This window comes from Citrobacter meridianamericanus, assembly GCF_041320245.1.
Classification (GTDB): Bacteria; Pseudomonadota; Gammaproteobacteria; order Enterobacterales; family Enterobacteriaceae; genus Citrobacter; species Citrobacter meridianamericanus.
The window spans coordinates 1,818,824-1,840,959 of the sequence record NZ_CP101036.1; the positions used below are offsets into that span (position 1 = coordinate 1,818,824).

At 53.5% G+C, this 22,136-nt stretch carries 21 protein-coding genes; 13 read left to right on the forward strand and 8 right to left on the reverse strand.

Annotated features, from left to right (window positions below):
- Positions 1–51: 51 nt before the first annotated feature.
- From menF to pmrD, 7 genes are all read left to right on the forward strand, one after another.
- Complete coding sequence (menF, locus tag NMD08_RS08665; protein ID WP_151224759.1) at positions 52–1,350, forward strand: isochorismate synthase MenF; 1,299 nt, start codon at positions 52–54, stop codon at positions 1,348–1,350.
- Positions 1,351–1,434: 84 nt separating this feature from the next.
- Positions 1,435–3,105: a 2-succinyl-5-enolpyruvyl-6-hydroxy-3-cyclohexene-1-carboxylic-acid synthase gene (gene menD / locus NMD08_RS08670; protein WP_278237781.1), complete on the forward strand. Its 1,671-nt coding sequence runs from the start codon at positions 1,435–1,437 to the stop codon at positions 3,103–3,105.
- Entirely contained in the window at positions 3,102–3,860 is a 759-nt protein-coding gene (menH, locus tag NMD08_RS08675) for a 2-succinyl-6-hydroxy-2,4-cyclohexadiene-1-carboxylate synthase (RefSeq protein ID WP_370619974.1), read from the forward strand. Before menD ends, menH begins: the two co-directional genes overlap by 4 nt.
- A gap of 14 nt (positions 3,861–3,874) precedes the next feature.
- The gene (gene menB, locus NMD08_RS08680) at positions 3,875–4,732 is read left to right on the forward strand and encodes a 1,4-dihydroxy-2-naphthoyl-CoA synthase (RefSeq protein ID WP_003027671.1); all 858 of its coding nucleotides are present in this window, start codon (positions 3,875–3,877) and stop codon (positions 4,730–4,732) included.
- Positions 4,732–5,694, forward strand: coding sequence for an o-succinylbenzoate synthase (gene menC, locus NMD08_RS08685; RefSeq protein ID WP_151224758.1), 963 nt, complete (start codon positions 4,732–4,734; stop codon positions 5,692–5,694). Before menB ends, menC begins: the two co-directional genes overlap by 1 nt.
- Positions 5,691–7,115, forward strand: a complete 1,425-nt coding sequence (menE, locus tag NMD08_RS08690; protein ID WP_370619976.1) for an o-succinylbenzoate--CoA ligase — start codon at positions 5,691–5,693, stop codon at positions 7,113–7,115. Before menC ends, menE begins: the two co-directional genes overlap by 4 nt.
- Positions 7,116–7,210: 95 nt before the next feature.
- Complete coding sequence (gene pmrD, locus NMD08_RS08695) at positions 7,211–7,474, forward strand: signal transduction protein PmrD (RefSeq protein WP_151219915.1); 264 nt, start codon at positions 7,211–7,213, stop codon at positions 7,472–7,474.
- On the opposite strand, the gene arnF is transcribed toward pmrD, so the two are convergent.
- From arnF to nudI, 8 genes are all read right to left on the reverse strand, one after another.
- Positions 7,475–7,861 (reverse strand): 4-amino-4-deoxy-L-arabinose-phosphoundecaprenol flippase subunit ArnF, encoded by a 387-nt coding sequence (arnF, locus tag NMD08_RS08700; protein ID WP_151219914.1) that lies wholly within the window; start codon positions 7,859–7,861, stop codon positions 7,475–7,477.
- A complete protein-coding gene (arnE, locus tag NMD08_RS08705) occupies positions 7,861–8,196 on the reverse strand; it encodes a 4-amino-4-deoxy-L-arabinose-phosphoundecaprenol flippase subunit ArnE (RefSeq protein WP_151219913.1) in 336 nt (111 codons plus the stop codon). The genes arnF and arnE overlap by 1 nt, the downstream gene beginning before the upstream one ends.
- Positions 8,193–9,851: a lipid IV(A) 4-amino-4-deoxy-L-arabinosyltransferase gene (arnT, locus tag NMD08_RS08710; protein ID WP_187253455.1), complete on the reverse strand. Its 1,659-nt coding sequence runs from the start codon at positions 9,849–9,851 to the stop codon at positions 8,193–8,195. Before arnT ends, arnE begins: the two co-directional genes overlap by 4 nt.
- Positions 9,848–10,750 (reverse strand): 4-deoxy-4-formamido-L-arabinose-phosphoundecaprenol deformylase, encoded by a 903-nt coding sequence (arnD, locus tag NMD08_RS08715; RefSeq protein ID WP_370619978.1) that lies wholly within the window; start codon positions 10,748–10,750, stop codon positions 9,848–9,850. Before arnD ends, arnT begins: the two co-directional genes overlap by 4 nt.
- Entirely contained in the window at positions 10,747–12,729 is a 1,983-nt protein-coding gene (gene arnA / locus NMD08_RS08720) for a bifunctional UDP-4-amino-4-deoxy-L-arabinose formyltransferase/UDP-glucuronic acid oxidase ArnA (RefSeq protein ID WP_187253453.1), read from the reverse strand. Before arnA ends, arnD begins: the two co-directional genes overlap by 4 nt.
- Positions 12,726–13,709, reverse strand: coding sequence for an undecaprenyl-phosphate 4-deoxy-4-formamido-L-arabinose transferase (gene arnC, locus NMD08_RS08725; protein ID WP_187253452.1), 984 nt, complete (start codon positions 13,707–13,709; stop codon positions 12,726–12,728). Before arnC ends, arnA begins: the two co-directional genes overlap by 4 nt.
- A 2-nt stretch (positions 13,710–13,711) precedes the next feature.
- Complete coding sequence (gene arnB, locus NMD08_RS08730) at positions 13,712–14,851, reverse strand: UDP-4-amino-4-deoxy-L-arabinose aminotransferase (protein ID WP_151219967.1); 1,140 nt, start codon at positions 14,849–14,851, stop codon at positions 13,712–13,714.
- A gap of 284 nt (positions 14,852–15,135) precedes the next feature.
- Positions 15,136–15,561, reverse strand: coding sequence for a nucleoside triphosphatase NudI (gene nudI, locus NMD08_RS08735; protein ID WP_151219909.1), 426 nt, complete (start codon positions 15,559–15,561; stop codon positions 15,136–15,138).
- Positions 15,562–15,874: 313 nt separating this feature from the next.
- Here nudI and NMD08_RS08740 point away from each other — a divergent pair, with 313 nt between their 5' ends.
- The 6 genes from NMD08_RS08740 (at position 15,875) to yfaU (ending at position 22,094) form a co-directional block, all read left to right on the forward strand.
- Positions 15,875–16,417, forward strand: a complete 543-nt coding sequence (locus NMD08_RS08740) for a YfaZ family outer membrane protein (protein ID WP_151219908.1) — start codon at positions 15,875–15,877, stop codon at positions 16,415–16,417.
- A gap of 79 nt (positions 16,418–16,496) precedes the next feature.
- Positions 16,497–17,699 (forward strand): nicotinamide mononucleotide deamidase-related protein YfaY, encoded by a 1,203-nt coding sequence (locus NMD08_RS08745; protein ID WP_151219907.1) that lies wholly within the window; start codon positions 16,497–16,499, stop codon positions 17,697–17,699.
- A gap of 218 nt (positions 17,700–17,917) precedes the next feature.
- The gene (locus tag NMD08_RS08750) at positions 17,918–18,700 is read left to right on the forward strand and encodes an IclR family transcriptional regulator (protein WP_151219906.1); all 783 of its coding nucleotides are present in this window, start codon (positions 17,918–17,920) and stop codon (positions 18,698–18,700) included.
- A gap of 13 nt (positions 18,701–18,713) precedes the next feature.
- Entirely contained in the window at positions 18,714–19,919 is a 1,206-nt protein-coding gene (rhmD, locus tag NMD08_RS08755) for an L-rhamnonate dehydratase (protein ID WP_187253449.1), read from the forward strand.
- 56 nt (positions 19,920–19,975) lie between these two features.
- Positions 19,976–21,265 carry an MFS transporter gene (locus NMD08_RS08760; RefSeq protein WP_252837784.1) on the forward strand — a complete coding sequence of 430 codons (1,290 nt, stop codon included), beginning with the start codon at positions 19,976–19,978 and terminating at the stop codon, positions 21,263–21,265.
- Between the two features lie 25 nt (positions 21,266–21,290).
- On the forward strand, positions 21,291–22,094 hold the full coding sequence (yfaU, locus tag NMD08_RS08765) for a 2-keto-3-deoxy-L-rhamnonate aldolase (protein ID WP_370619982.1): 804 nt from the start codon (positions 21,291–21,293) through the stop codon (positions 22,092–22,094).
- Positions 22,095–22,136: the final 42 nt, after the last annotated feature.

Here is a 22,136-nt window from a genome sequence, read left to right on the forward strand (position 1 = left end):
TTCTGTTCAGTACCCCGTATAATGTGAGGTTTTTAACAGGGAGAGGTCCGCGTGCATTCAATCACTACTGCGCTGGAAAGTCTGATGCGTCATTTGTCGCAAGAGATACCAGCCGCACCTGGAATTCGTATTTACGACATACCTTTCCCACTGAATGATGCGTTTGACGCTTTAGGATGGTTGGCCAGTCAACCCGTCTGGCCCCAGTTTTACTGGCAGCAGCGTAACGGCGACGAAGAGGCCGCTGTACTGGGAGCCGTCGCCGCATTTTCCTCGCTGGAATCAGCTCAGCATTTTTTACACCAGCATGATAATCATCCCGACCTGCGTATCTGGGGTCTGAATGCCTTTGAGCCCCAGCGCGGCAATTTGCTGCTGCCGCGACTGGAATGGCGACGTTGTGCCGGGGTGGCGAGCTTACGCCTACATCTTTACAGCGACGTATCGCTGCGTGACGACGCCGCGCAGGCAGTGGCGTTTATCTCATCGCTCGCCAATGTTAAGCCGCTACCCGCATTGCGTCTCAGTTTGACCGGCGAGCAGAACTGGCCGGACAAAGCGGGCTGGACAAAACTGATAAAACTCGCCACGCAAACGATCAATAGGGAAGAACTCGATAAGGTCGTGCTGGCGCGAGCGACCGACTTACAGTTTTCTCAGTCGGTTAATGCCGCGGCCATGATGGCATCCAGCCGTCGCTTAAACCTGAACTGCTACCATTTCTTTATGGCATTCTCCGCCGATTCCGCTTTTCTTGGATCTTCCCCTGAACGTCTGTATCGGCGGCGTGACAAGGCTCTGCGTACTGAAGCTCTGGCCGGAACCGTTGCCAACCACCCTGAGGATCATCGGGCCTGGCAGTTGGGCGAATGGTTAATGAAAGATGATAAAAATCAACGCGAGAATATGTTGGTGGTCGAAGATATTTGCCAGCGTCTGCAAGGTTGTACGCAAACTCTCGACGTGCTGCCGCCGCAGGTGCTCAGACTGCGCAAAGTGCAGCATCTGCGCCGCTGTATCTGGACGGAACTGAATCAGGCCGACGATACGCTTTGCCTGATGCAGCTCCAGCCCACGGCGGCAGTCGCAGGGATCCCGCGTGAACTGGCGCGAGACTTTATCCAACATAATGAACCCTTTGAGCGCGAGTGGTATGCCGGTTCTGCGGGTTATCTTTCACTGCGGCAAAGTGAGTTTTGCGTGTCATTACGTTCGGCAAAAATTAGCGCAAACGTGGTACGCCTGTATGCCGGGGCAGGGATCGTGCATGGCTCAGATCCTGAGCAGGAATGGCAAGAAATAGACAACAAAGCGGCGGGTTTACGTACTTTATTACAGATGGAAGCCTAATGAGTCACACATTACCGACTCATATCAAAAATCCATTTATTCGATTCTTTATACTGTGTCGCAATATTGATACCGGACAATCTCATGTCAGTAAGCGCATTTAACCGACGCTGGGCGGCGGTCATTCTTGAAGCACTCACTCGCCACGGCGTCAGGCATGTCTGTATTGCCCCTGGCTCTCGTTCTACACCGCTGACGCTGGCGGCCGCGGAAAACTCCGCTTTTATCCACCATACTCATTTTGATGAGCGTGGTCTTGGGCATCTGGCCTTAGGTCTGGCAAAAGTGAGTCGCCAGCCTGTCGCCGTGATTGTCACGTCCGGTACGGCGGTGGCGAACCTGTATCCCGCATTGATTGAAGCGGGCCTGACCGGTGAAAAACTGATTTTGCTCACGGCTGACCGACCTCCTGAACTTATCGACTGTGGCGCTAACCAGGCAATCCGTCAGACCGGTATGTTTGCTTCGCATCCGTCGCAGACGCTCTCTTTACCGCGCCCGACTCAAGATATTCCGGCAAGCTGGCTGGTATCCACCATTGATAACGCTTTAGCTGCGCTGCACAGCGGGGCGGTGCATATCAATTGCCCGTTTGCGGAGCCGCTGTATGGCGACATGGACGAAACGGGGATCGCCTGGCAGCAGCGCCTTGGCGACTGGTGGCAGGATGATAAGCCCTGGCTGCGTGAAGCGCGTCGGCTGGAGAGCGACAAACAGCGTGACTGGTTTTTCTGGCGGCAAAAACGCGGCGTCGTGATTGCGGGACGCATGAGCGCGGAAGAAGGTAAGAAAGTCGCGCAATGGGCGCAGATGCTAGGCTGGCCGTTGATTGGCGATGTTCTGTCGCAAACCGGACAGCCGTTGCCGTGCGCCGACCTGTGGCTCGGGAATGCGAAAGCGGTGGCTGAATTACAGCAGGCGCAGATTGTGGTGCAGCTTGGCAGCAGCCTGACCGGAAAACGACTCCTGCAATGGCAGGCCAGCTGTGATCCGCAGGAATACTGGATTATTGATAATATCGAAGGTCGTCTCGATCCGGCTCACCATCGTGGGCGCAGGCTGGTCGCGAAGGTTGGTGACTGGCTGGAACTGCATCCGGCGGAGAAACGCCAGCCCTGGTGTGTGGAGATCCCTCGCCTGGCGCAACTGGCCTGGCAGGCGGTAGAGGCCCGTCGTGACGCGTTTGGTGAAGCGCAATTGGCCCATCGCATTCGCGACTATTTACCGGAACAGGGGCAGCTGTTCGTGGGCAACAGCCTGGTGGTGCGCCTGATTGATGCGCTGTCGCAGCTTCCGGCTGGTTACCCGGTCTATAGCAATCGTGGCGCGAGCGGCATTGACGGCCTGCTGTCAACTGCAGCCGGCGTACAGCGCGCCAGCGCGAAATCGACGCTGGCTATCGTCGGCGATTTATCTGCTTTGTATGACCTCAATGCGCTGGCGTTATTGCGTCAGGTTTCCGCGCCGTTTGTCCTGATCGTGGTCAATAATAACGGCGGACAAATTTTTTCCCTGCTGCCGACGCCAGCAAACGAACGCGAACGGTTTTATCTGATGCCGCAGAACGTGCATTTTGAGCATGCTGCCGCCATGTTTGACCTTAAATACCAGCGTCCGGAAAACTGGGAGCAACTGGAGAGTGCGTTGACTGACGCCTGGCGTACTCCGGCGGCAACGGTGATTGAGCTGGTGGTAAACGAAACTGACGGGGCGCAAACCTTGCAGCAACTGCTGGCGCAGGTAAGCCATCTATGATCCTGCACGCGCAGGCGAACGAGGGCCAGACGGGATCTCCCTGGCTGGTTTTCCTGCACGGTTTTTCGGGTGATTGTCGGGAATGGCAGACGGTTGGCGAAGCATTTGGAAATTATTCGCGGCTGTATATCGACCTGCCGGGACATGGTGGGTCCGCTGACATCAGCGTAAGCGGATTTGATGACGTCAGCGAATTGCTGCGTAATACTTTATTTAGTTACAACATACTTAACTACTGGCTGGTGGGATACTCTCTTGGTGGCAGGGTCGCGATGATGACGGCCTGTCAGGCGTTGTCCGGACTGTGTGGTCTGGTAGTTGAAGGTGGGCATCCAGGGCTGCAAAGCGAAGATGAACGCGCCCAGCGTCGTCTCTCAGATAGCCTCTGGGCTGCGCGTTTTCGCACTGAGCCGCTGTGCGAGGTGTTTAATGACTGGTATCAACAGCCGGTTTTTTCCTCGCTGAATGTCGTGCAAAGAGAGGCGCTGGTCGAACTGCGTAGCCAGAATAACGGGCAAACACTGGCGGCAATGCTGGAGGCCACCTCGCTTGCAGTACAACCTGATTTACGTGCGCAACTCACTACGCGCACATTTCCGTTTTATTATTTATGTGGTGAACGTGACGATAAATTCCGCGCTCTGGCGACGGAAATGTCAGTACCAAACCATGTGATTCGTAATGCCGGGCACAACGCCCATCGGGACAATCCCGCTGGCGTGGTGGACTGTCTGGCTCAGATTCTGCGTCGCTGACTATAGGACATTTTATGATCTATCCTGATGAAACAATGCTTTACGCACCGGTAGAATGGCACGATTGCTCTGAAGGCTACACCGACATTCTCTACGAGAAATCCACCGACGGTATCGCAAAAATCACCATTAATCGTCCACAGGTACGTAATGCCTTCCGTCCTGTCACCGTGAAAGAGATGATCCAGGCGCTGGCGGATGCCCGCTATGATGACAACATCGGCGTGATTATTCTGACCGGTGCGGGCGATAAAGCGTTCTGCGCTGGCGGCGATCAGAAAGTACGTGGCGATTATGGCGGATACCAGGATGACTCCGGGGTGCATCACCTGAACGTGCTGGACTTCCAGCGCCAGATTCGTACCTGTCCGAAACCGGTCGTGGCGATGGTTGCAGGTTTTTCCATCGGCGGCGGCCATGTGCTGCACATGATGTGCGACCTGACCATTGCCGCTGAAAACGCAATCTTTGGTCAGACCGGACCGAAAGTCGGTTCATTCGACGGCGGTTGGGGCGCTTCCTACATGGCGCGCATCGTCGGTCAGAAAAAAGCACGTGAAATCTGGTTCCTGTGCCGTCAGTACGATGCAAAACAAGCGCTGGATATGGGCCTGGTAAACACTGTCGTTCCGCTGGCGGATCTGGAAAAAGAGACTGTACGCTGGTGTCGCGAGATGCTGCAAAACAGTCCAATGGCGCTGCGCTGCCTGAAAGCTGCGCTGAACGCCGACTGCGATGGTCAGGCGGGTCTGCAGGAGTTGGCGGGTAACGCCACGATGCTGTTCTACATGACGGAAGAAGGTCAGGAAGGCCGCAATGCCTTTAACCAGAAACGTCAGCCTGATTTCAGCAAATTCAAACGGAATCCGTAATGCGTAGCGCGCAGGTATACCGCTGGCAGATCCCCATGGACGCGGGGGTGATTCTGCGCGACAGGCGGTTAAAAACGCGTGACGGGCTGTACGTTTGTCTTCGTGACGGCGAGCGCGAAGGGTGGGGAGAGATCTCCCCACTGCCGGGCTTCAGTCAGGAAAGCTGGGCAGAGGCGCAAACTGAGCTGCTGGCCTGGGTCAACGGTTGGCTACAGGGCAATGCTTCCTTGCCGCAACTGCCTTCGGTCGCCTTTGGCGCAAGCTGTGCGCTGGCCGAACTGGCAGGTACTCTGCCGGAGGCGGCGGACTACCGTGCTGCGCCGCTGTGTACGGGCGATCCTGACGATCTGGTCCTGCAACTGGCGGATATGCCGGGTGAGAAAGTGGCGAAGATCAAGGTCGGACTGTATGAAGCTGTTCGCGACGGCATGGTTGCCAACCTGCTGCTTGAGGCGATTCCGGAGCTGCATTTGCGTCTTGACGCCAACCGCGCCTGGACGCCGTTAAAAGCTCAGCAGTTTGCGAAATATGTCAATCCTGAGTATCGCGGGCGCATTGCCTTCCTCGAAGAGCCATGTAAAACCCGCGACGACTCCCGTGCTTTCGCGCGAGAAACCGGCATTGCTATCGCCTGGGATGAAAGTCTGCGTGAAGCGGATTTCACCTTCGAAGCCGAAGAGGGCGTTAAGGCTGTGGTTATCAAACCTACGCTGACGGGCAGTCTCGATAAAGTGCGCGAACAGGTTGCAGCGGCGCATGCACTTGGTCTCACCGCGGTTATTAGTTCGTCGATCGAGTCGAGTCTCGGCTTAACCCAACTGGCGAGAATTGCCGCCTGGCTGACACCGCAGACCATTCCGGGTCTGGATACCCTGAGTCTGATGCAATGCCAGCAGGTACGCACCTGGCCGGGCAGCGCGTTGCCGTGTATCAACGTTGATGCGCTGGAACGCCTGCTATGACCCAGTGGGAAATGCCCGATAGCGTAAGCATATCGGGCCTGTTACACCCCGGAAACTGGCCTTGGCGCCACTGGCGACAGATTCGTGCGCATATGCCAGCCCTACGACTCAATGATGAAGTATTAAGCTGGGACGACCTCTGTACACGTGTCGACCATCTGGCCTGCGGCTTTGCCGCTCAGGGCGTGGAAGAGGGCGATGGTGTTCTGCTTCGCGCCTGGAATCATCCGCGAGCATTGTTGACCTGGCTGGCACTGTTGCAGTGTGGGGCGCGGGTTTTACCTGTGAACCCACAGTTGCCTCAGCCGCTGCTTGATGCGCTGGTCCCCGAGTTAACGCTGCGTTTTGCGCTGGATCTGGAGTCCACTCACGCACTTCAGGGACTCAATCCGTTGCAAATGCAGGTATTGCCGGGCAAGCATGCCGCCGCGTGGTTACCCGAACGTTTGAGCACGATGACGTTAACCTCTGGTTCTACCGGATTACCAAAAGCGGCAGTTCATACCTGTCAGGCACATCTGGCGAGCGCTCAGGGTGTGCTGTCATTAATGCCGTTTGGCGCTGAAGATGACTGGCTGCTCTCGCTGCCGCTGTTTCATGTTTCCGGCCAGGGTATTTTGTGGCGCTGGTTGTTTGCCGGGGCACGAATGACCGTGCGCGACAAGCAGCCGCTTGAGCAAATGCTGGCTGGATGTACCCACGCTTCACTGGTTCCCACACAGCTGTGGCGCTTGCTGGTCAACAACACGCCGGTATCGCTTAAAGCTGTACTATTAGGTGGCGCGGCAATTCCTGTGGAATTGACCGAACAAGCGCGCAAACAGGGGATTCGTTGCTGGTGCGGTTACGGCCTGACGGAGTTTGCTTCTACGGTCTGTGCGAAAGAAGCGGATGGCCGGGCGGATGTGGGCTCTGCTTTACCGGGGCGGGAAGTCAGGATCGTTAACGACGAAGTCTGGTTGCGAGCCGCCAGCATGGCGCAAGGTTACTGGCGTAATGGGCAGCTTATTCCATTAGTGAACGCGGAAGGCTGGTTTGCCACCCGCGATCGCGGTGTGTTAATGGACGGCAAGTTAACGATTGTCGGTCGTATGGACAATCTGTTCTTTAGCGGTGGGGAAGGCATCCAGCCGGAAGAAGTGGAACGCGTGATTGCAGCGCATCCGCATGTTCTGCAAGCTTTTATTGTGCCGATAGAAGATAAAGAGTTTGGGCATCGTCCGGTAGCAGTCGTTGAATATGACGCCAGCGCAGGTGATACCAATCTGGCTGAGTGGGTTAAAGATAAGTTGGCCCGCTTTCAACAACCGGTGTGCTGGCTGACATTACCACCCGAACTCAAAGCCGGAGGGATTAAAATCTCCCGTCGCGCACTGTCGGATTGGGTAGGTGCTTCGTCGTTAACATTAAGAAAACATTAATTACATTTCTCATTTTTGCCATTCCGTCGCTATTGTCGTTTTGTTTATCAGCTAAAGTGTAACCTGATGTGAAATTTATTAACAAAAGGTGCGTTATGGAATGGCATGTGAAGAAGTCTTGCTGTCTCAAAAAAGCAAGGAGGCTTTATATCGTACTTTGCGATAGCGGCGGTTCGCTGAAGATGCTGGCCGAGGCGCAATCTACCGAGTCGCTTAAGCCCGGAGACCTCCTTTCACCCCTGAAAGATGCCCAATATTGTATTAATCGCGATAAGGCCCGAATGATTAAAATCATTGATGCCAGACAGTATATTTGTGACGAATGGGAACGCCTGTTACGACAGTCCGAAGATAAATAATTAGGGCTGACACTTGCGTGAAGGCAGAAAAATCGTCATTAGCCCTGCCATGATGCATAGCACTCCAGCGAGCGCCTTTACTGAAAATGATCCCTGCCAGCCGGGCAGGATCATGGATGCAACCCACACTAACACATAGCTCAGGCTGAGCAGGGCATAGGCCTTGCTGAGCGCAAGCTGGTGCAGGGCTTTATGCCAGCAAATAACCGATAGTAAATAGCCTGCCAGCCCGGCATACAGGGAAAACGCGCCGATGCTAAGAGAAAATACGGCAGAGATGAATGCCAGCGGTTGCAGCATTGGCGGCAGATTATCCATCGCAAAGCCGAGGCTCAACTGGGCGACTGAAGTGATAATCACGCTACATAATCCCCAAAATAGGCCCATTACACCGCACTCCCAAGAATAAAGATGCCGGTGATGATTAGCCCAACCCCCAGCCAGTGACGCGTGGTGACTGGTTCGCGCCAGATTTTCCATGCGGCCAGTGTCACCCATACAAAGTTAAGACTAAGCATGGGATAGGCGATACCGACAGGAATGTTCTGCAGTACCGCCAGCCACAGCAGCATGGCCAGACCGAGGCTTGCCAGAGCAAGCCCTATCCATTGCGTAACATGGCGTTTCCGCACACGAACGGAGACGGGGCGGGTCGCCTGCTTCTGGCATAACTGACCGCAGACGCTGAGCAGACTGGCGAGAACTAAGGCTATCCAGATCATTTAGGCCGATACTGAATCAGAACCAAACGCCCCTGATTATCAATGTAGTCAGCGGGAGGGATGGCAAATTGATTAATATCTTCATCCTTATCAATTGTGAGCACGAGCGTAATATTTCCTTGCTGACGATGTTGCGCTAACCAGTCGGCAAAGTCTTCCCGACTGACAAAGCGCCCCTGCGCATCCGGGTAGTTGAGGCCATATTTTAACTCGCCCGTTTGGCTGTACATCATGATGTCGTCACGCTTCAGGCTCCAGGCCAGCCCTGCGGCAACACCAACGTTGTCGGCGAGAATGTAACGGCTCGACTCCAGCGACTCTTTGGTCATCTCGACAAAAAACTGCGGCTGTTTAGACTCCATCACCCGGTCAGGGACTGAGAAGCCAAACAGCAGCGCGAGTCCCAGCGGGCACAGCGCGGCAAATTTCCAGTTCTTCTCGCTGTTATTTAGCGTATACCAGCCGAACAGTGCCCAGGTGATAAAAATGCCCCACGCGCAAAACACCTTATACGTTTCGATATACGACCAGACCGGCGTCTTTAACGGACCCAATGTGGACACAATAAATGTGGCAACAATACCGATCACACCGAACAGCACGTTGATCCAACTATTCACGCGCAGCGCGGCTGAGCCTTTTTCCGCGGCCTGCAGGCCGAAACGCGCCGTTAATATCGCCAGCGGCGCGAAGCAGGAAAGAATATAGGTCGGAAGTTTTCCTTTGGCGATGCTGAAAAACAGGATTGGCATAATAATCCAGCTTAACAGGTACAGTGCGCTGCGCGGAACATCCCGTTCACGCCAGCCCGTACGCAGCGCGCCGGGGAGCAGTCCGAGCCATGGTAGTGCACCAACCACAAATACCGGAATGTAGTACCAGATGGGGGCCTTGTGTTGGGCATCATCCTGCGCGAAGCGTTGAATATGTTCAACCCAGAAGAAGTAATGCCAGAAATCCGGCTCACGCTGGGCAATCGCTATTCCCCACGGCAGCACAATCATGACGCAGCCGACCACTGCCAGCAGACCGTAGATAATGAGGTCTTTCCAACGCTTTTGCATGAAAACCCACGGCAGTACGCTGAGCACAGGAACAGCTAGCGCCAGGAAGCCCTTGGTCATCACGCCCATGCCGCAGGTTAACCCTAGCAACAAAAAGGCGATAATTTTGCGCGTTCGGGTGGTGGCCTGCATCCCCTCCCAAAAGCAGCACATGCCAGCCATTAGCCAGAGAGCAATGATGGGATCAAGTACCGCGTAGGTGCCGATGCTGTAAACCGAGAAAAACGTTAAAAAGATTACTGAAGAGAGTACGGCGGTCCGCTTATCCTGCCATAACCGCATGGCAAGCCAGGCAACCAGTAGTGCCGTCAGCAGGGTGGCAAAAATGGCCCCCGCTCTGACGCCAAAATTATTGGTGCCAAACACCCATTGCCCGATGCTGTTTAACCAGTATCCGGCAATGGGTTTTTCGAAGTAACGGAGTCCTAAAAAGTGCGGCACGATCCAGTCGCCAGACGTCAGCATTTCCCGGCTGATTTCGGCATAGCGCGTTTCATCAGGTTGCCAGAGCAGGCGGCTGTTAATGGGGAGAATGAAATACAGCGCAATAAACGCGATAAAGGCCAGAGTGTAGCGGGCAGCAGGTTTCATTGTGTTGCACTCACCAATTGTTGGCAGCCGAGCCATCCCTCTCTGCCGGGTATTTTTCCACGTATGATCTGCCCTGTTGGCAGCGAACTGACATCGTCAGGTAACAGATCGCCGAGCGGGCAAAATGTAATCCCCATGTCGGCGGCTCGAGTCAGCAGCTCGTCAAAATTCTGATGAAAAGCGATGCCTTCAACTTCCGCATGAATGGTATACACCGGAGTTCCTCTGCTCATCTGGATGTGGGAGAGAATATAAGCGTTGAAGTCCACCGCCTGGACCTCCTGACCAACCACTTCATCCCATGTTGGTAACGTGACGGGAATTTGTGGTGTACCTGCTTTCCCTGAGGCCAGTACAGGACGAAATAACGACGTTCCCCGACAGTCGCTGTTATAGCGCAGATGGAATGTTTCTTTTGCGTCGACGACGCGGTTGTCGGCACGCCATCCGGCAACGGCAGAACAGGTAACAGGTTGTCCGATGATGGTTTCAAGAGCGGTGATGCCTCGTGAAATATCATCAATCAGCTGTTTATCATTCCAGGTTCCGCTACGCGCCTGCCAGGCATGATGATCCCAGGCATGCAAACCGGTTTCATGAATCAGGGCGGTTTGCGCGATGATTGCCGCATTGGCCTGGCCGATCTCTTTTCCCGGCCACGCGGTTCCCGCGAGCAATATATCCCAGCCGTAGAGTGATGCTGCGTTTGAGCGCAGCATCTTCCACAGAAATTTCGGCTTCACAAGACGCCAGAGATGGCGTCCCATGTTGTCCGGTCCAACGCTAAAGAAAAAACTTGCCCGAATGTTATGTCGGTTCAATGTCTCCAACAGGCGGGGCACGCCTTCGCGCGTCCCCCTGAACGTATCGACATCAATGCGCAAGCCTACTTTGGTCATGATGTGTGTTCCGTGATATCCACACTGCGTAAGAAGAAGTCCAGCGTCTCTTCTACTGTTTCCTGCATCTCAATGGTGGGCTCCCAGTTCAGGCAGCGTTTTGCATTACGAATGTTGGGCTTACGATGCTCAACGTCCTGATAACCTTTACCATAGTAGCTGCTGCTTTCGACGTTACGGAAACCGGCAAACGGCGGGAAGTGGTTGCGTAATGGATGTTTTTCAAAACAGGTAAGCAGCATTTCTGCCAATTCCTGAATACTGGCTTCGTTCTCCGGGTTACCGATGTTGATAATTTCGCCGTCACAGCGTCCGTCTTCGTTTTCAATGATGCGGTACAGAGCTTCGATACCATCGCGAATATCAGTAAAGCAGCGTTTTTGCTTGCCGCCTTCAATCAGCTTAATCGGTGAACCTTCCACCAGATTGAGAATAAGTTGGGTAATGGCGCGTGAGCTGCCGATACGTGCGGCGTTAAGGCTGTCCAGACGCGGCCCCATCCAGTTAAATGGACGGAACAGGGTGAAGCGCAATCCCTCTTTTTCGCCGTATGCCCAGATTACGCGGTCCAGCAACTGCTTGGAAACGGAGTAGATCCAGCGTGGTTTATTCACCGGGCCGACGATCAGATTCGAGCTGTCCTCATCGAAGACTTTGTCGGTACACATGCCGTAGACTTCAGATGTTGACGGGAAAATGATGCGCTTACGGTATTTCACACAGTAGCGAATGATTTTCAGGTTCTCTTCAAAATCGAGCTCAAACACGCGCAGCGGGTTGCGGGTATATTCGATTGGTGTGGCGATTGCTACCAGCGGTAGTACGACGTCGCATTTTTTCACATGATATTCAATCCATTCGGAGTGAATGCTGATGTCACCCTCGACGAAGTGGAATCGCGGGTGCTGCAGAAAACGACTAATGGCGTCGCTGCCAATGTCAAGTCCATACACTTCGTAATTGTCTTCTTGTAACAGGCGTTCAGTCAGATGGTTACCAATGAAGCCATTGACGCCAAGGATCAGCACGCGAGTACGGCGTTTAGTGGTGGTAACTGACTGGCTGTTCAGGCGGGAACCCGGCACCAGACCCAGAACCTGCGCCAGCTGTGATCCCTGCATGGCAATACCATCGCCAGCTTGTCCGGTGATAATTTCCAGTGCGCCATCGACACAGGCGATCAGCAAAGGCGAAATGGAGATGACGGTTCCTGGTTGGGCTGCGAGGTCATTTGTGCAAACGCGTGACGACCAAACGGTGAATTTTTGCGTACCAACATAGCTAAACGCGCCCGGCCAAGGATCGCTGACGGCGCGTACCTGGTTATGCAACTCTGCAGCTGGCTTGTTCCAGTCGAGGAAGCTATCTTCTGGCGCACGGCGACCAAAACAGGTCGCTTCTTCTTCCTGTTGGGGACGTTCTGCATAATCTCCCGTTTTAATCGCGGGTAGTGTTTGTTCCAGTAACTGACGCGCAGCCTGGCATAATTTATGGTGCAGCGTTAATGCCACATCATCCGGCGAAATAGCAACCCGTTGCTGGGCGATAATGGCACCTGCATCCGCACGTTTGACCATCCGATGAAGCGTGACGCCGGTTTCGGTTTCGCCATTGACCAATACCCAGTTCAGCGGCGCGCGACCGCGATATTTCGGTAGCAGCGAGCCGTGCAGATTAAATGCACCCTTAGGGGCAAGGCTGAGGATCTCGTCACTCAGCAAATGACGATAGTAGAACGAGAAAATAACATCCGGTGCCAGTTGGCTGATGCGCTCAATCCATAAGGGATGGTTGACCTCGTCCGGGGCGTAAACCGGAATACCAGCGCTGGCGGCGAGGCGGGAAACAGATCCAAAAAACGCTTTTTCACCTGGGTTATCGGTGTGCGTAAAAATTGCAGCGATTTCATAACCTGCATCCAACAAGGCCTGGACACCCTGACATCCCATATCGTGATAGGCAAATACGACGGCTTTCATGCGTGGTTTTCCTCGGTTGACTGCGTGGTTTGTGGGCGTATAACGTGTTGAACAAAATAGCGGGGGCGGGCACGGACATCGTTATAGATGCGACCGATATATTCCCCGAGTAAACCCATGCCAATAAACTGTGCGCCGATAAAGGTAAACAGAACGGCAAACAGCATGAATACCCCTTCTGCAGCCCACTGCGGACCGAGCGTCAGGCGCAGAACAACAAGCAGAACGGATATGGTAAAGCCCGTGGCTGCAATTACGCTGCCCAACAGGCTCAACATACGAAGCGGCGTTGTGGTCAGACAGGTCACCAGGTCATACATCAGGTTGATCAGACGCATGAAGCTGTATTTGGAGTCACCAAATTCACGTTCTGCATGGTGTACCGGGATTTCCGTAGCGCGACGGGCAAAAATATTGGCCAGAATCGGGATAAAAGTGCTGCGCTCCTGGCAATGCAGCATGGCATCGACGATGTGGCGGCGATAGGCGCGTAACATACAACCGTAGTCACCCATCGCTTTACCGGTGGTGCGCTGAATCAGATGGTTGATCATGCGTGAGGCGGTCTTACGAAATACGCTGTCCTGACGATTCTGACGTACCGTTCCTACCACATCGAACCCCTCATCTGCGGTGGCGACCAGCCGTGGGATCTCCTCCGGCGGGTTCTGCAAATCGGCATCCAGTGTGATGATCAAGTCGCCAGTGACATGGCTGAAACCGGCCATAATCGCCGAGTGTTGCCCGTAATTGCGATTCAGCAAAATAGAAACAATATGGCTGTTTGGTGCCTGGGAGGCGTTCATCATCAACTGAGCGGAATTGTCACTGCTGCCGTCATCGATCAGCAGGATTTCATAGTCCTTGCCCAACTTTTCGCAGGCGGCGCTGGTACGTCTGATTAGTTCAGGCAGGCTTTCCTGTTCATTAAAAACGGGAATGACCACCGAGACTTTTTTGATCGGTGCTGCTTCAAACATATTTATTGTCCTGCAATCTCGCGAAGTGCCGTTATGACCCGCTGGGTGTCAGCGGCGGTCATATCGGGGAATAACGGCAGCGAGCAGATGCGTGCGCTATTCCATTCTGTATTTGGGAGCGAAAGGGTAGTGAAGCGTTCGCGGTAGTATTTTTGCGTGTGGGCTGCACGAAAATGCAGACCAGTGCCGATATCTTTAGCCTTCAGTGCTTCCATCAGAGCATCTCTGCTCAGGCCACAGCGCGCTTCGTCAACGCGAATGATGAACAGATGCCAGGCATGAACATGCGACCACTGAGGCAGGCTCAGCGGTTGAAATGGCGTATCGGCTAGCGCCTGTTGATATTCATGGGCAATTTGCGCCCGCCGTGAGTTCAGCTGTTGTAGTTTATTCAGCTGTACCAGCGCGATGGCAGCATTGATATCGGTAAGGTTGTATTTGTAGCCTGGCGCAAGCACTTCGGCCTGCGGCGCCCGGCCATAGGTTTGTCGATCGTAAGCATCAACGCCCAGACCGTGAAACTTCAGACTGCGAAGCCGCTGAGCAAGCTGACTATCGTCAGTAACAATCAGCCCACCTTCTGCGCAGGTGATATTTTTGATGGCGTGAAATGAGAAGATTGCCGTGCCGCGCGCGCCGACATGGCGGCCTTTATACTGCGTTCCTACGGCATGGGCTGCATCTTCTATGACCGGAATACCATACCGCTCGCCAATCGCATAAATCGCGTCAAGGTCGGCTGGAGCGCCAGCGTAATGTACCGGAATAATGGCCTTGGTGCGTGGCGTGATAGCGGCTTCAATTTGCTCTGGTGTGACCATCAGCGTATCGCGGTCGACATCGATCATCACGGGGGTCGCACCCAGCAGGACAATCATGTTGAGGGTAGAAACCCACGTCATTGACGGCGTAATGACCTCATCGCCTGCACCTATGTTCAGCGCCATTAGCGTGATATGCATACCTGCCGTGGCGGAACAGACAGCGACGGCGTGTTGATTTCCTGTCAACTGGCAGAAGGCTTCTTCCAGCTGTTGATTCTTCGGGCCAGTGGTTATCCATCCAGAGTCCAGCACTGCTTTCACGGCTGCAAGCTCTTCAGCACCCATTGCCGGGCGAGAGAAAGGCAAAAAGTCAGGCATCATTATTCCTTCAAGCCATTTAACGCTACCGAAGTTTTATTTTTAGGACTAAACAGGGGCGTCGTTAATTATTTCATCAGGCTACAAAGGTTAATGGCCAAAGGTTAATTTATCCTTAAGAGTTTAAGGTTTGGGATGTCAAGATAAAGACAAGAGGGAGGTGATTTATTTGTTTGAATATAAAATATTTTTATACAACGTGGCGGCATTGGCTTCTGTGCTGAATGTTGAAAACAATACCGCTATTGTGAACATTGTTTATATTACGTTTAAACTCGTTAGACTTACAGTAGTCCTTTCAAGGTTAACGTTTTTCGCGTGGCGATATTTAAGTCGTAGGTACCAAGATCTTCCGCTTTAACCCACGCGAAATCTTGAAACTCTTCGTTAATGTTCACTTCACGATTAGCTGCCACGCAATCGAAGATGAGATAAATCATATAAATCTCTTCCCGACTGCCATCGGCATAGGTTTTGGTGCGAATATCATCGCTGAAGGTCCACGGAGTAATTTCTGATAATACCAGTTGTTCACCCAGCTCCTCCCTCACTTCCCGACGCAAAGCCTCTTCGATGCGCTCACCCGGCTCAACGCCACCACCAGAAAGCGCCCACTGACCGGGAAACACGCCGCGGTCATCTGCCATTTTACACAGTAAATAGCAGCCATCGTTTTGAATTAAGGGGCAAACAATTGTTCTTTGGCGCATAGGTCAAGTCCTTCCAGGGGATTGATAATTCCATCATTCACCTATCTTACCTTTTGCTGGCTGGAGAAAAAACGCTTCATCGACGATTAAGTCCGTGTGACCGGGGAAAAATTGATAGTTGTTGAAAATGGCATTCAGGGGTACACAACGATACGTTTCATACAAAAATTTAACATTATCTCGTCTCATTAAGTAGTATTTAGTTACAATATGGCAGTGCATCGCTTTTTTAGTTCATTGATTCCTCGCCATCTGGCAGTACAATCCCTCGGTTTTGGGGCTATGTTTTGATTTTTGCTTGAAAGGATAGAAAATGAAAAAAAGTTTAATGTTGGGTTTTGCCGGCATGCTGTTTGTTTCTGCGTCGGCGAGCGCAATTAGCATTAGTGGCCAGGCTGGCGAAGATTACACCAACCTTGGGTTCGGTATGGGCACCGAGACTACGGGGCTGGCCGTCAGTGGTAACTGGATGCATAACGATGACGACGGCGATGCAGCTGGTCTGGGGTTAGGTTTGAATGTTCCACTCGGTCCGCTGTTGGCAACGGTGGGTGGGAAAGGCATTTATACTAACCCGAATGATGGTGATGAGGGTTACGCGGCGGCGGTCGGTGGTGGTTTACAGTGGCCGATTGGCGACAGCATCCGCCTGTTTGGCGAGTATTATTATTCTCCCGATTCGCTTTCCAGCGGTATCGACAGCTATGAAGAGGCTAATGCCGGTGCACGTCTGACCATTATGCGTCCGCTGAGTATTGAAGCCGGTTATCGCTACCTGAACCTTGCTGGCAAAGACGGCAACCGCGATAACGCGATTGCTGATGGCCCGTACGTTGGGGTTAACGCGAGTTTCTGATTTTTCCGGCGCGGCGTTCAGTCGCGCCTTCCCCCCTCCATGCGTTATAGTGTTTTCATCATAAAAGCAGGAGAACACGATGTTAAACGTGGAGATGCTATCCACCGGGGATGAGGTGTTGCACGGACAAATTGTCGACACCAATGCCGCCTGGCTGGCCGATTTTTTCTTTCATCAGGGTTTACCGTTAACACGTCGCAACACAGTAGGTGACAATCTTGACGATTTGGTCGCCGTTTTGCGTGAGCGTAGCGAACACGCCGACGTACTGATCGTTAACGGCGGTCTGGGGCCGACCAGCGATGATTTGAGCGCGCTGGCGGCGGCAACGGCAAAAGGCGAAGGGCTGGTGTTGCATGAAGCCTGGCTCGCCGAGATGGAACGTTATTTCCGTGAACGCGGCCGCGTGATGGCACCAAGCAACCGCAAACAGGCTGAGCTTCCCGCCAGCGCGGAGTTTATCAATAATCCAGTAGGTACTGCATGCGGGTTTGCCCTGAGGCTTAACCGCTGCCTGATGTTCTTTACGCCGGGCGTACCATCAGAATTTAAAGTCATGGTTGAGCATGAGATCCTGCCGCGTTTGCGTGAGCGCTTTTCACTGTCTCAACCCCCGCTATGCCTGCGATTAACCACCTTTGGCCGCTCTGAAAGCGAGTTGGCACAAAGCCTGGATCTGCTGACTTTGCCACCGGGCGTAACAATGGGGTATCGCTCGTCGATGCCGATTATTGAGCTGAAACTGACCGGTCCGGATTCCCAACGTGAAGCGATGCTGGCGCTGTGGCCTGAGGTGAAAAAGGTTGCCGGGCAAAACATGATTTTCGAAGGCACGGAAGGCTTGCCTGCGCAAATTGCCCGCACGTTACAGGAACGGCAATACAGCCTGACGCTGAGCGAACAATTCACCAGTGGTCTGGTGGCGCTGCAGCTTTCGCGCGCAAATGCTCCGCTGCTCGCGAGCGAAGTGGTTCCGCCCCAGGAAGAAACGCTGGCGCAAACAGCGCACTGGGTAACCGAGCGACGCGGCAACCATTATGCGGGGCTGGCACTGGCGATATCCGCGTTCGAAAACGAACATATTAACTTTGCGCTGGCAACACCTGATGGAACGCATGCCTTACGCGTCCGGCTGAATGCTAATCGCTACAGCTTGGCGATTCACCAGGAAGTGTGCGCGATGATGGCACTGAATATGCTGCGCCGTTGGCTTAACGGACAGGATATTGCCAACGAACATGGCTGGATCGACGTGGTGGAATCCCTGACGCTGCCTGCCTGATTTATTCTCTCTCTTCTTTTTGTTATGGGAAGGTGCCCTGGCCTTCCCATTATCAGTCCAACCTGTTGTACTCCCAACAAAAAAATCTGTGCGTTAGTTCACAGTTGTACTCGATTTTTCTCCAGCCTACTGGAAGAACGAGAGGATTTGATGCGCTTCACAATTTTAACCACTTTAACCTACCACACTGATTCCAGTATCTCAGACTGGAGTCCAGTATGTTGGAATCAAGTAAAGTTCCCGCGCTCACCAGGGCGATCGAAATTCTCAATCTCATTGCGCGTATCGGCCCATGCAGTGCTGCTACGATCATAGAGACGCTGGGTATACCAAAAAGTACCGCTTACCTGTTACTCAACGAACTTAAACGTCAGCGTTTTATCAGCATTGATCATCAGGAGAATTACTGCCTGTGGACCAAGTTGGTTGAGCTGTCGGGGCACGCTCTGAGTAAGATGGATTTACGTGAACTGGCGCGTCCACGGTTGACACAACTGATGGATGAGACCGGGTTACTTTGCCATCTGGGGATCATTGACCACGAAAGCGCGTATTACATCCTGAAAGTGGAGTCGTCATCCACTATTAGCGTGCGCTCCCACGAGGGGAAAAGTCTTTCGCTCTATCGCTCTGGGATCGGCAAGTGTCTGCTAGCCTGGCAACCTGCCGCCGTACGTAAAGCCATTATTGAACAACTGATATGGGAACAGGCAACGCCAACCACTATCACCAGACCACAGCAGTTGAATGACGAGCTTGAGCGTATTCGTCAGCGTGGATGGAGCTTTGATAATGGCGAAGATTACCCCGATGTTCGCTGCGTCGCAGCGCCTGTTTTTAACGCTAACAATGAACTGACCGCAGCAATTTCGGTGGTCGGCACGCGTCTGCAAATTAACGAAGAGAATCGTGACTATCTGGCCGGGAAAGCAATTGCCTGCGCCAGGGATATTTCGCGCCTGCTGGGATGGAAAAGTCCCTTCGACTCACTCGCTTCATAAAAAGGAGAACATCATGACCCTACCTAAAATTAAACATGTCCGTGCCTGGTTTACCGGTGGCGCTACAGCAGATAAAGGCGCAGGCGGTGGTGATTATCACGATCAGGGCGCTAACCACTGGATTGACGATCATATCGCCACGCCAATGAGTAAATATCGTGAATACGAGCAATCACGTCAGTCTTTTGGCATCAACGTGTTAGGAACGTTGATTGTTGAAGTAGAGGCTGAGAGCGGGCAGACCGGTTTTGCCGTTTCGACGGCAGGGGAGATGGGCTGCTTTATTGTGGAAAAGCATCTCAATCGTTTTATCGAAGGTAAATGCGTTAGCGATATCAAACTCATTCATGACCAGATGCTCGGTGCAACAATGTATTACTCCGGCTCTGGTGGTCTGGTAATGAACACCATCTCGTGCGTAGATCTGGCGTTGTGGGATCTGTTTGGCAAAGTGGTGGGGTTACCGGTCTATAAGTTGCTGGGTGGTGCGGTACGAGACGAAATTCAATTCTACGCGACGGGCGCGCGTCCGGATCTGGCGAAGGAGATGGGTTTTATTGGCGGTAAAATGCCAACCCACTGGGGACCGCATGACGGGGATGCCGGGATCCGCAAAGATTCGGCAATGGTTGCTGATATGCGCGAGAAATGCGGTCCTGATTTCTGGCTGATGCTCGACTGCTGGATGAGTCAGGACGTGAACTATGCCACCAAACTGGCTCATGCCTGTGCGCCACACAATCTGAAGTGGATCGAAGAGTGTCTGCCTCCGCAACAGTATGAAGGCTATCGCGAACTGAAACGCAACGCTCCGGCGGGGATGATGGTCACCAGCGGTGAACATCACGGAACGCTGCAATCCTTCCGCACGCTGTCTGAAACTGGCATCGATATTATGCAGCCGGATGTAGGCTGGTGCGGTGGGTTAACCACGTTAGTAGAAATTGCCGCTATTGCGAAATCGCGTGGCCAACTGGTGGTGCCACATGGCTCATCAGTTTACTCACACCATGCGGTGATCACGTTCACCAACACCCCGTTCAGCGAATTCCTGATGACCAGCCCGGATTGCTCAACGATGCGTCCGCAGTTTGACCCTATCCTTCTTGACGAACCCGTGCCCGTCAATGGCCGCATTCATAAGTCAGTGCTGGATAAACCGGGATTTGGCGTCGAGCTTAACCGCGACTGCAATCTGAAGCGCCCTTATAGCCACTAATGACCTGTGCGTTGCCTTTTTCACGGCAACGCCCTCATTTTTTTGAGGATTTTGCTATGAGTACCACGTTACTTGACGGTGTGGTGAAGAAAAACCGTGCCCGTTTGATTCCCTTTATGCTGGCGCTGTATGTGCTGGCGTTTCTTGACCGCTCGAACATCGGGTTTGCCAAAGAGACCTATCAGATTGATACCGGCCTGAGCAATGAAGCTTATGCATTGGGAGCAGGAATTTTCTTTGTGGTTTACGCCTTTCTGGGCGTTCCTGCCAACTTGTTGATGCGTAAATTTGGCGCCAGAACCTGGATTGGTACCACCACGTTGCTGTGGGGATTTCTCTCTGCGGCGATGGCATGGGCGGATACGGAAGCGAAGTTTCTGATTATCCGTACTCTGCTGGGTGCGGCAGAGGCGGGCTTCTTCCCCGGTATGATTTACCTGACATCGCAGTGGTTCCCCCAGCGCAATCGCGCCAGCATTATGGGCCTGTTCTATATGGGGGCGCCGCTGGCATTAACCCTGGGATCGCCGCTGTCTGGCGCGCTGCTTGAGATGCACGGTTTTATGGGACATCCGGGGTGGTTTTGGATGTTTGTTATCGAAGGTTTATTGGCGGTAGGCGCAGGGGTTTTCACCTTCTTCTGGCTTGACGACACGCCGCAGCAGGCGCGTTTCCTGAGCGCTGAGGAAAAGGCTGCGCTCATTAGCCAACTGGCGAGTGAAGAGGAGAAAAAGGTGACGTCGCGACTGTCGGATGCACTGCGTAATGGTCGTGTCTGGCAACTGGCGATTATCTATCTGACGATTCAGGTCGCAGTGTATGGCTTGATCTTCTTCTTGCCCACTCAGGTTGCGGCATTGTTAGGGACAAAAGTTGGCTTTACGGCTTCAGTCGTGACGGCGATACCGTGGGTCGCGGCGCTGTTTGGCACCTGGCTTATTCCCCGCTACTCCGATCGCACTGGCGACCGACGTAACGTTGCTGCGCTTACGCTGCTGGCGGCCGGGATTGGCATTGGCCTGTCCGGGCTGGTTTCACCAATACTGGCGATCGTGGCGCTCTGCGTCGCGGCGGTCGGTTTCATCGCCGTACAGCCGGTGTTCTGGACGATGCCAACGCAACTTCTTTCCGGCACAGCGCTGGCGGCAGGGATTGGTTTCGTCAACCTGTTTGGTGCCGTAGGCGGTTTTATTGCTCCAATTTTGCGCGTCAAAGCCGAAACGTTGTTTGCCAGCGATGCGGCTGGTCTGTTGGTCCTGGCGGGCGTTGCAATGATTGGCTCGCTTATCATCTTTACGCTGAGTGTGAACCGTTCGGTTTCACAAACCGGCGCTGCGCATCATTAATCTTATCTACGTTGTAAGGATCGTTATGAACGCATTGTTATCAAACTCTTTCAAAGAAGGATTGTTGAGAGGAGAGGTCCAGGTTGGCCTGTGGCTCAGTTCGACCACCTCCTATATGGCGGAGATTGCCGCTACATCAGGCTATGACTGGTTATTGATTGATGGTGAACATGCGCCGAATACGGTGCAAGATCTCTACCACCAACTCCAGGCGATTGCGCCTTATTCCAGTCAACCGGTGGTACGTCCCGTTGAGGGCAGTAAAGCGTTGATTAAGCAGGTACTGGATATTGGTGCGCAGACGCTGCTGATCCCAATGGTCGACAGTGCAGAGCAGGCGCGTCAGGTGGTTTCCGCCACTCGTTATCCTCCGCTCGGCGAGCGTGGCGTTGGTGCCAGCGTGGCGCGAGCGGCGCGCTGGGGGCGTATCGACAAGTATATGGAACGGGCCAATGAATCACTCTGTCTGCTGGTGCAGGTCGAGAGTAAAGCAGCCCTGGATGATCTGGATGCGATTCTGGACGTTGAAGGTATTGACGGTGTCTTTATTGGTCCGGCGGATCTTTCTGCATCACTGGGCTATCCGGATAACGCCGGACACCCAGTGGTGCAGCGGATCATTGAGCAGTGCATTCGCCGTATCCGCGCAGCCGGTAAAGCCGCAGGATTCCTCGCGGTTGACCCGGCAATGGCGCAAAAATGTCTGCACTGGGGCGCGAACTTTGTCGCTGTAGGCGTTGATACCATGCTTTATACCGAAGCGCTGGATCGCCGGTTGGCAATATTTAAGCCGGAGAAGCCTGCACAAACGTTAAAAAGCAGTTACTAATATCAGGCCCGATGGTGTATGGCTATCGGGCCTGATACAGCG

Excerpts from the sequence above, each read along its gene's own strand:
- pmrD (WP_151219915.1), top strand. The coding sequence starts at position 7,211 with ATGGAATGGCATGTGAAGAAGTCTTGCTGTCTCAAAAAAGCAAGGAGG.
- menE (WP_370619976.1), top strand. The coding sequence starts at position 5,691 with ATGACCCAGTGGGAAATGCCCGATAGCGTAAGCATATCGGGCCTGTTA.
- arnB (WP_151219967.1), bottom strand. The coding sequence starts at position 14,851 with ATGCCTGACTTTTTGCCTTTCTCTCGCCCGGCAATGGGTGCTGAAGAG.
- menH (WP_370619974.1), top strand. The coding sequence starts at position 3,102 with ATGATCCTGCACGCGCAGGCGAACGAGGGCCAGACGGGATCTCCCTGG.
- arnA (WP_187253453.1), bottom strand. The coding sequence starts at position 12,729 with ATGAAAGCCGTCGTATTTGCCTATCACGATATGGGATGTCAGGGTGTC.
- arnD (WP_370619978.1), bottom strand. The coding sequence starts at position 10,750 with ATGACCAAAGTAGGCTTGCGCATTGATGTCGATACGTTCAGGGGGACG.
- arnE (WP_151219913.1), bottom strand. The coding sequence starts at position 8,196 with ATGATCTGGATAGCCTTAGTTCTCGCCAGTCTGCTCAGCGTCTGCGGT.
- NMD08_RS08750 (WP_151219906.1), top strand. The coding sequence starts at position 17,918 with ATGTTGGAATCAAGTAAAGTTCCCGCGCTCACCAGGGCGATCGAAATT.
- NMD08_RS08740 (WP_151219908.1), top strand. The coding sequence starts at position 15,875 with ATGAAAAAAAGTTTAATGTTGGGTTTTGCCGGCATGCTGTTTGTTTCT.
- menD (WP_278237781.1), top strand. The coding sequence starts at position 1,435 with ATGTCAGTAAGCGCATTTAACCGACGCTGGGCGGCGGTCATTCTTGAA.
- NMD08_RS08760 (WP_252837784.1), top strand. The coding sequence starts at position 19,976 with ATGAGTACCACGTTACTTGACGGTGTGGTGAAGAAAAACCGTGCCCGT.
- nudI (WP_151219909.1), bottom strand. The coding sequence starts at position 15,561 with ATGCGCCAAAGAACAATTGTTTGCCCCTTAATTCAAAACGATGGCTGC.
- arnC (WP_187253452.1), bottom strand. The coding sequence starts at position 13,709 with ATGTTTGAAGCAGCACCGATCAAAAAAGTCTCGGTGGTCATTCCCGTT.
- NMD08_RS08745 (WP_151219907.1), top strand. The coding sequence starts at position 16,497 with ATGTTAAACGTGGAGATGCTATCCACCGGGGATGAGGTGTTGCACGGA.
- rhmD (WP_187253449.1), top strand. The coding sequence starts at position 18,714 with ATGACCCTACCTAAAATTAAACATGTCCGTGCCTGGTTTACCGGTGGC.
- arnF (WP_151219914.1), bottom strand. The coding sequence starts at position 7,861 with ATGGGCCTATTTTGGGGATTATGTAGCGTGATTATCACTTCAGTCGCC.
- yfaU (WP_370619982.1), top strand. The coding sequence starts at position 21,291 with ATGAACGCATTGTTATCAAACTCTTTCAAAGAAGGATTGTTGAGAGGA.
- menC (WP_151224758.1), top strand. The coding sequence starts at position 4,732 with ATGCGTAGCGCGCAGGTATACCGCTGGCAGATCCCCATGGACGCGGGG.
- arnT (WP_187253455.1), bottom strand. The coding sequence starts at position 9,851 with ATGAAACCTGCTGCCCGCTACACTCTGGCCTTTATCGCGTTTATTGCG.
- menB (WP_003027671.1), top strand. The coding sequence starts at position 3,875 with ATGATCTATCCTGATGAAACAATGCTTTACGCACCGGTAGAATGGCAC.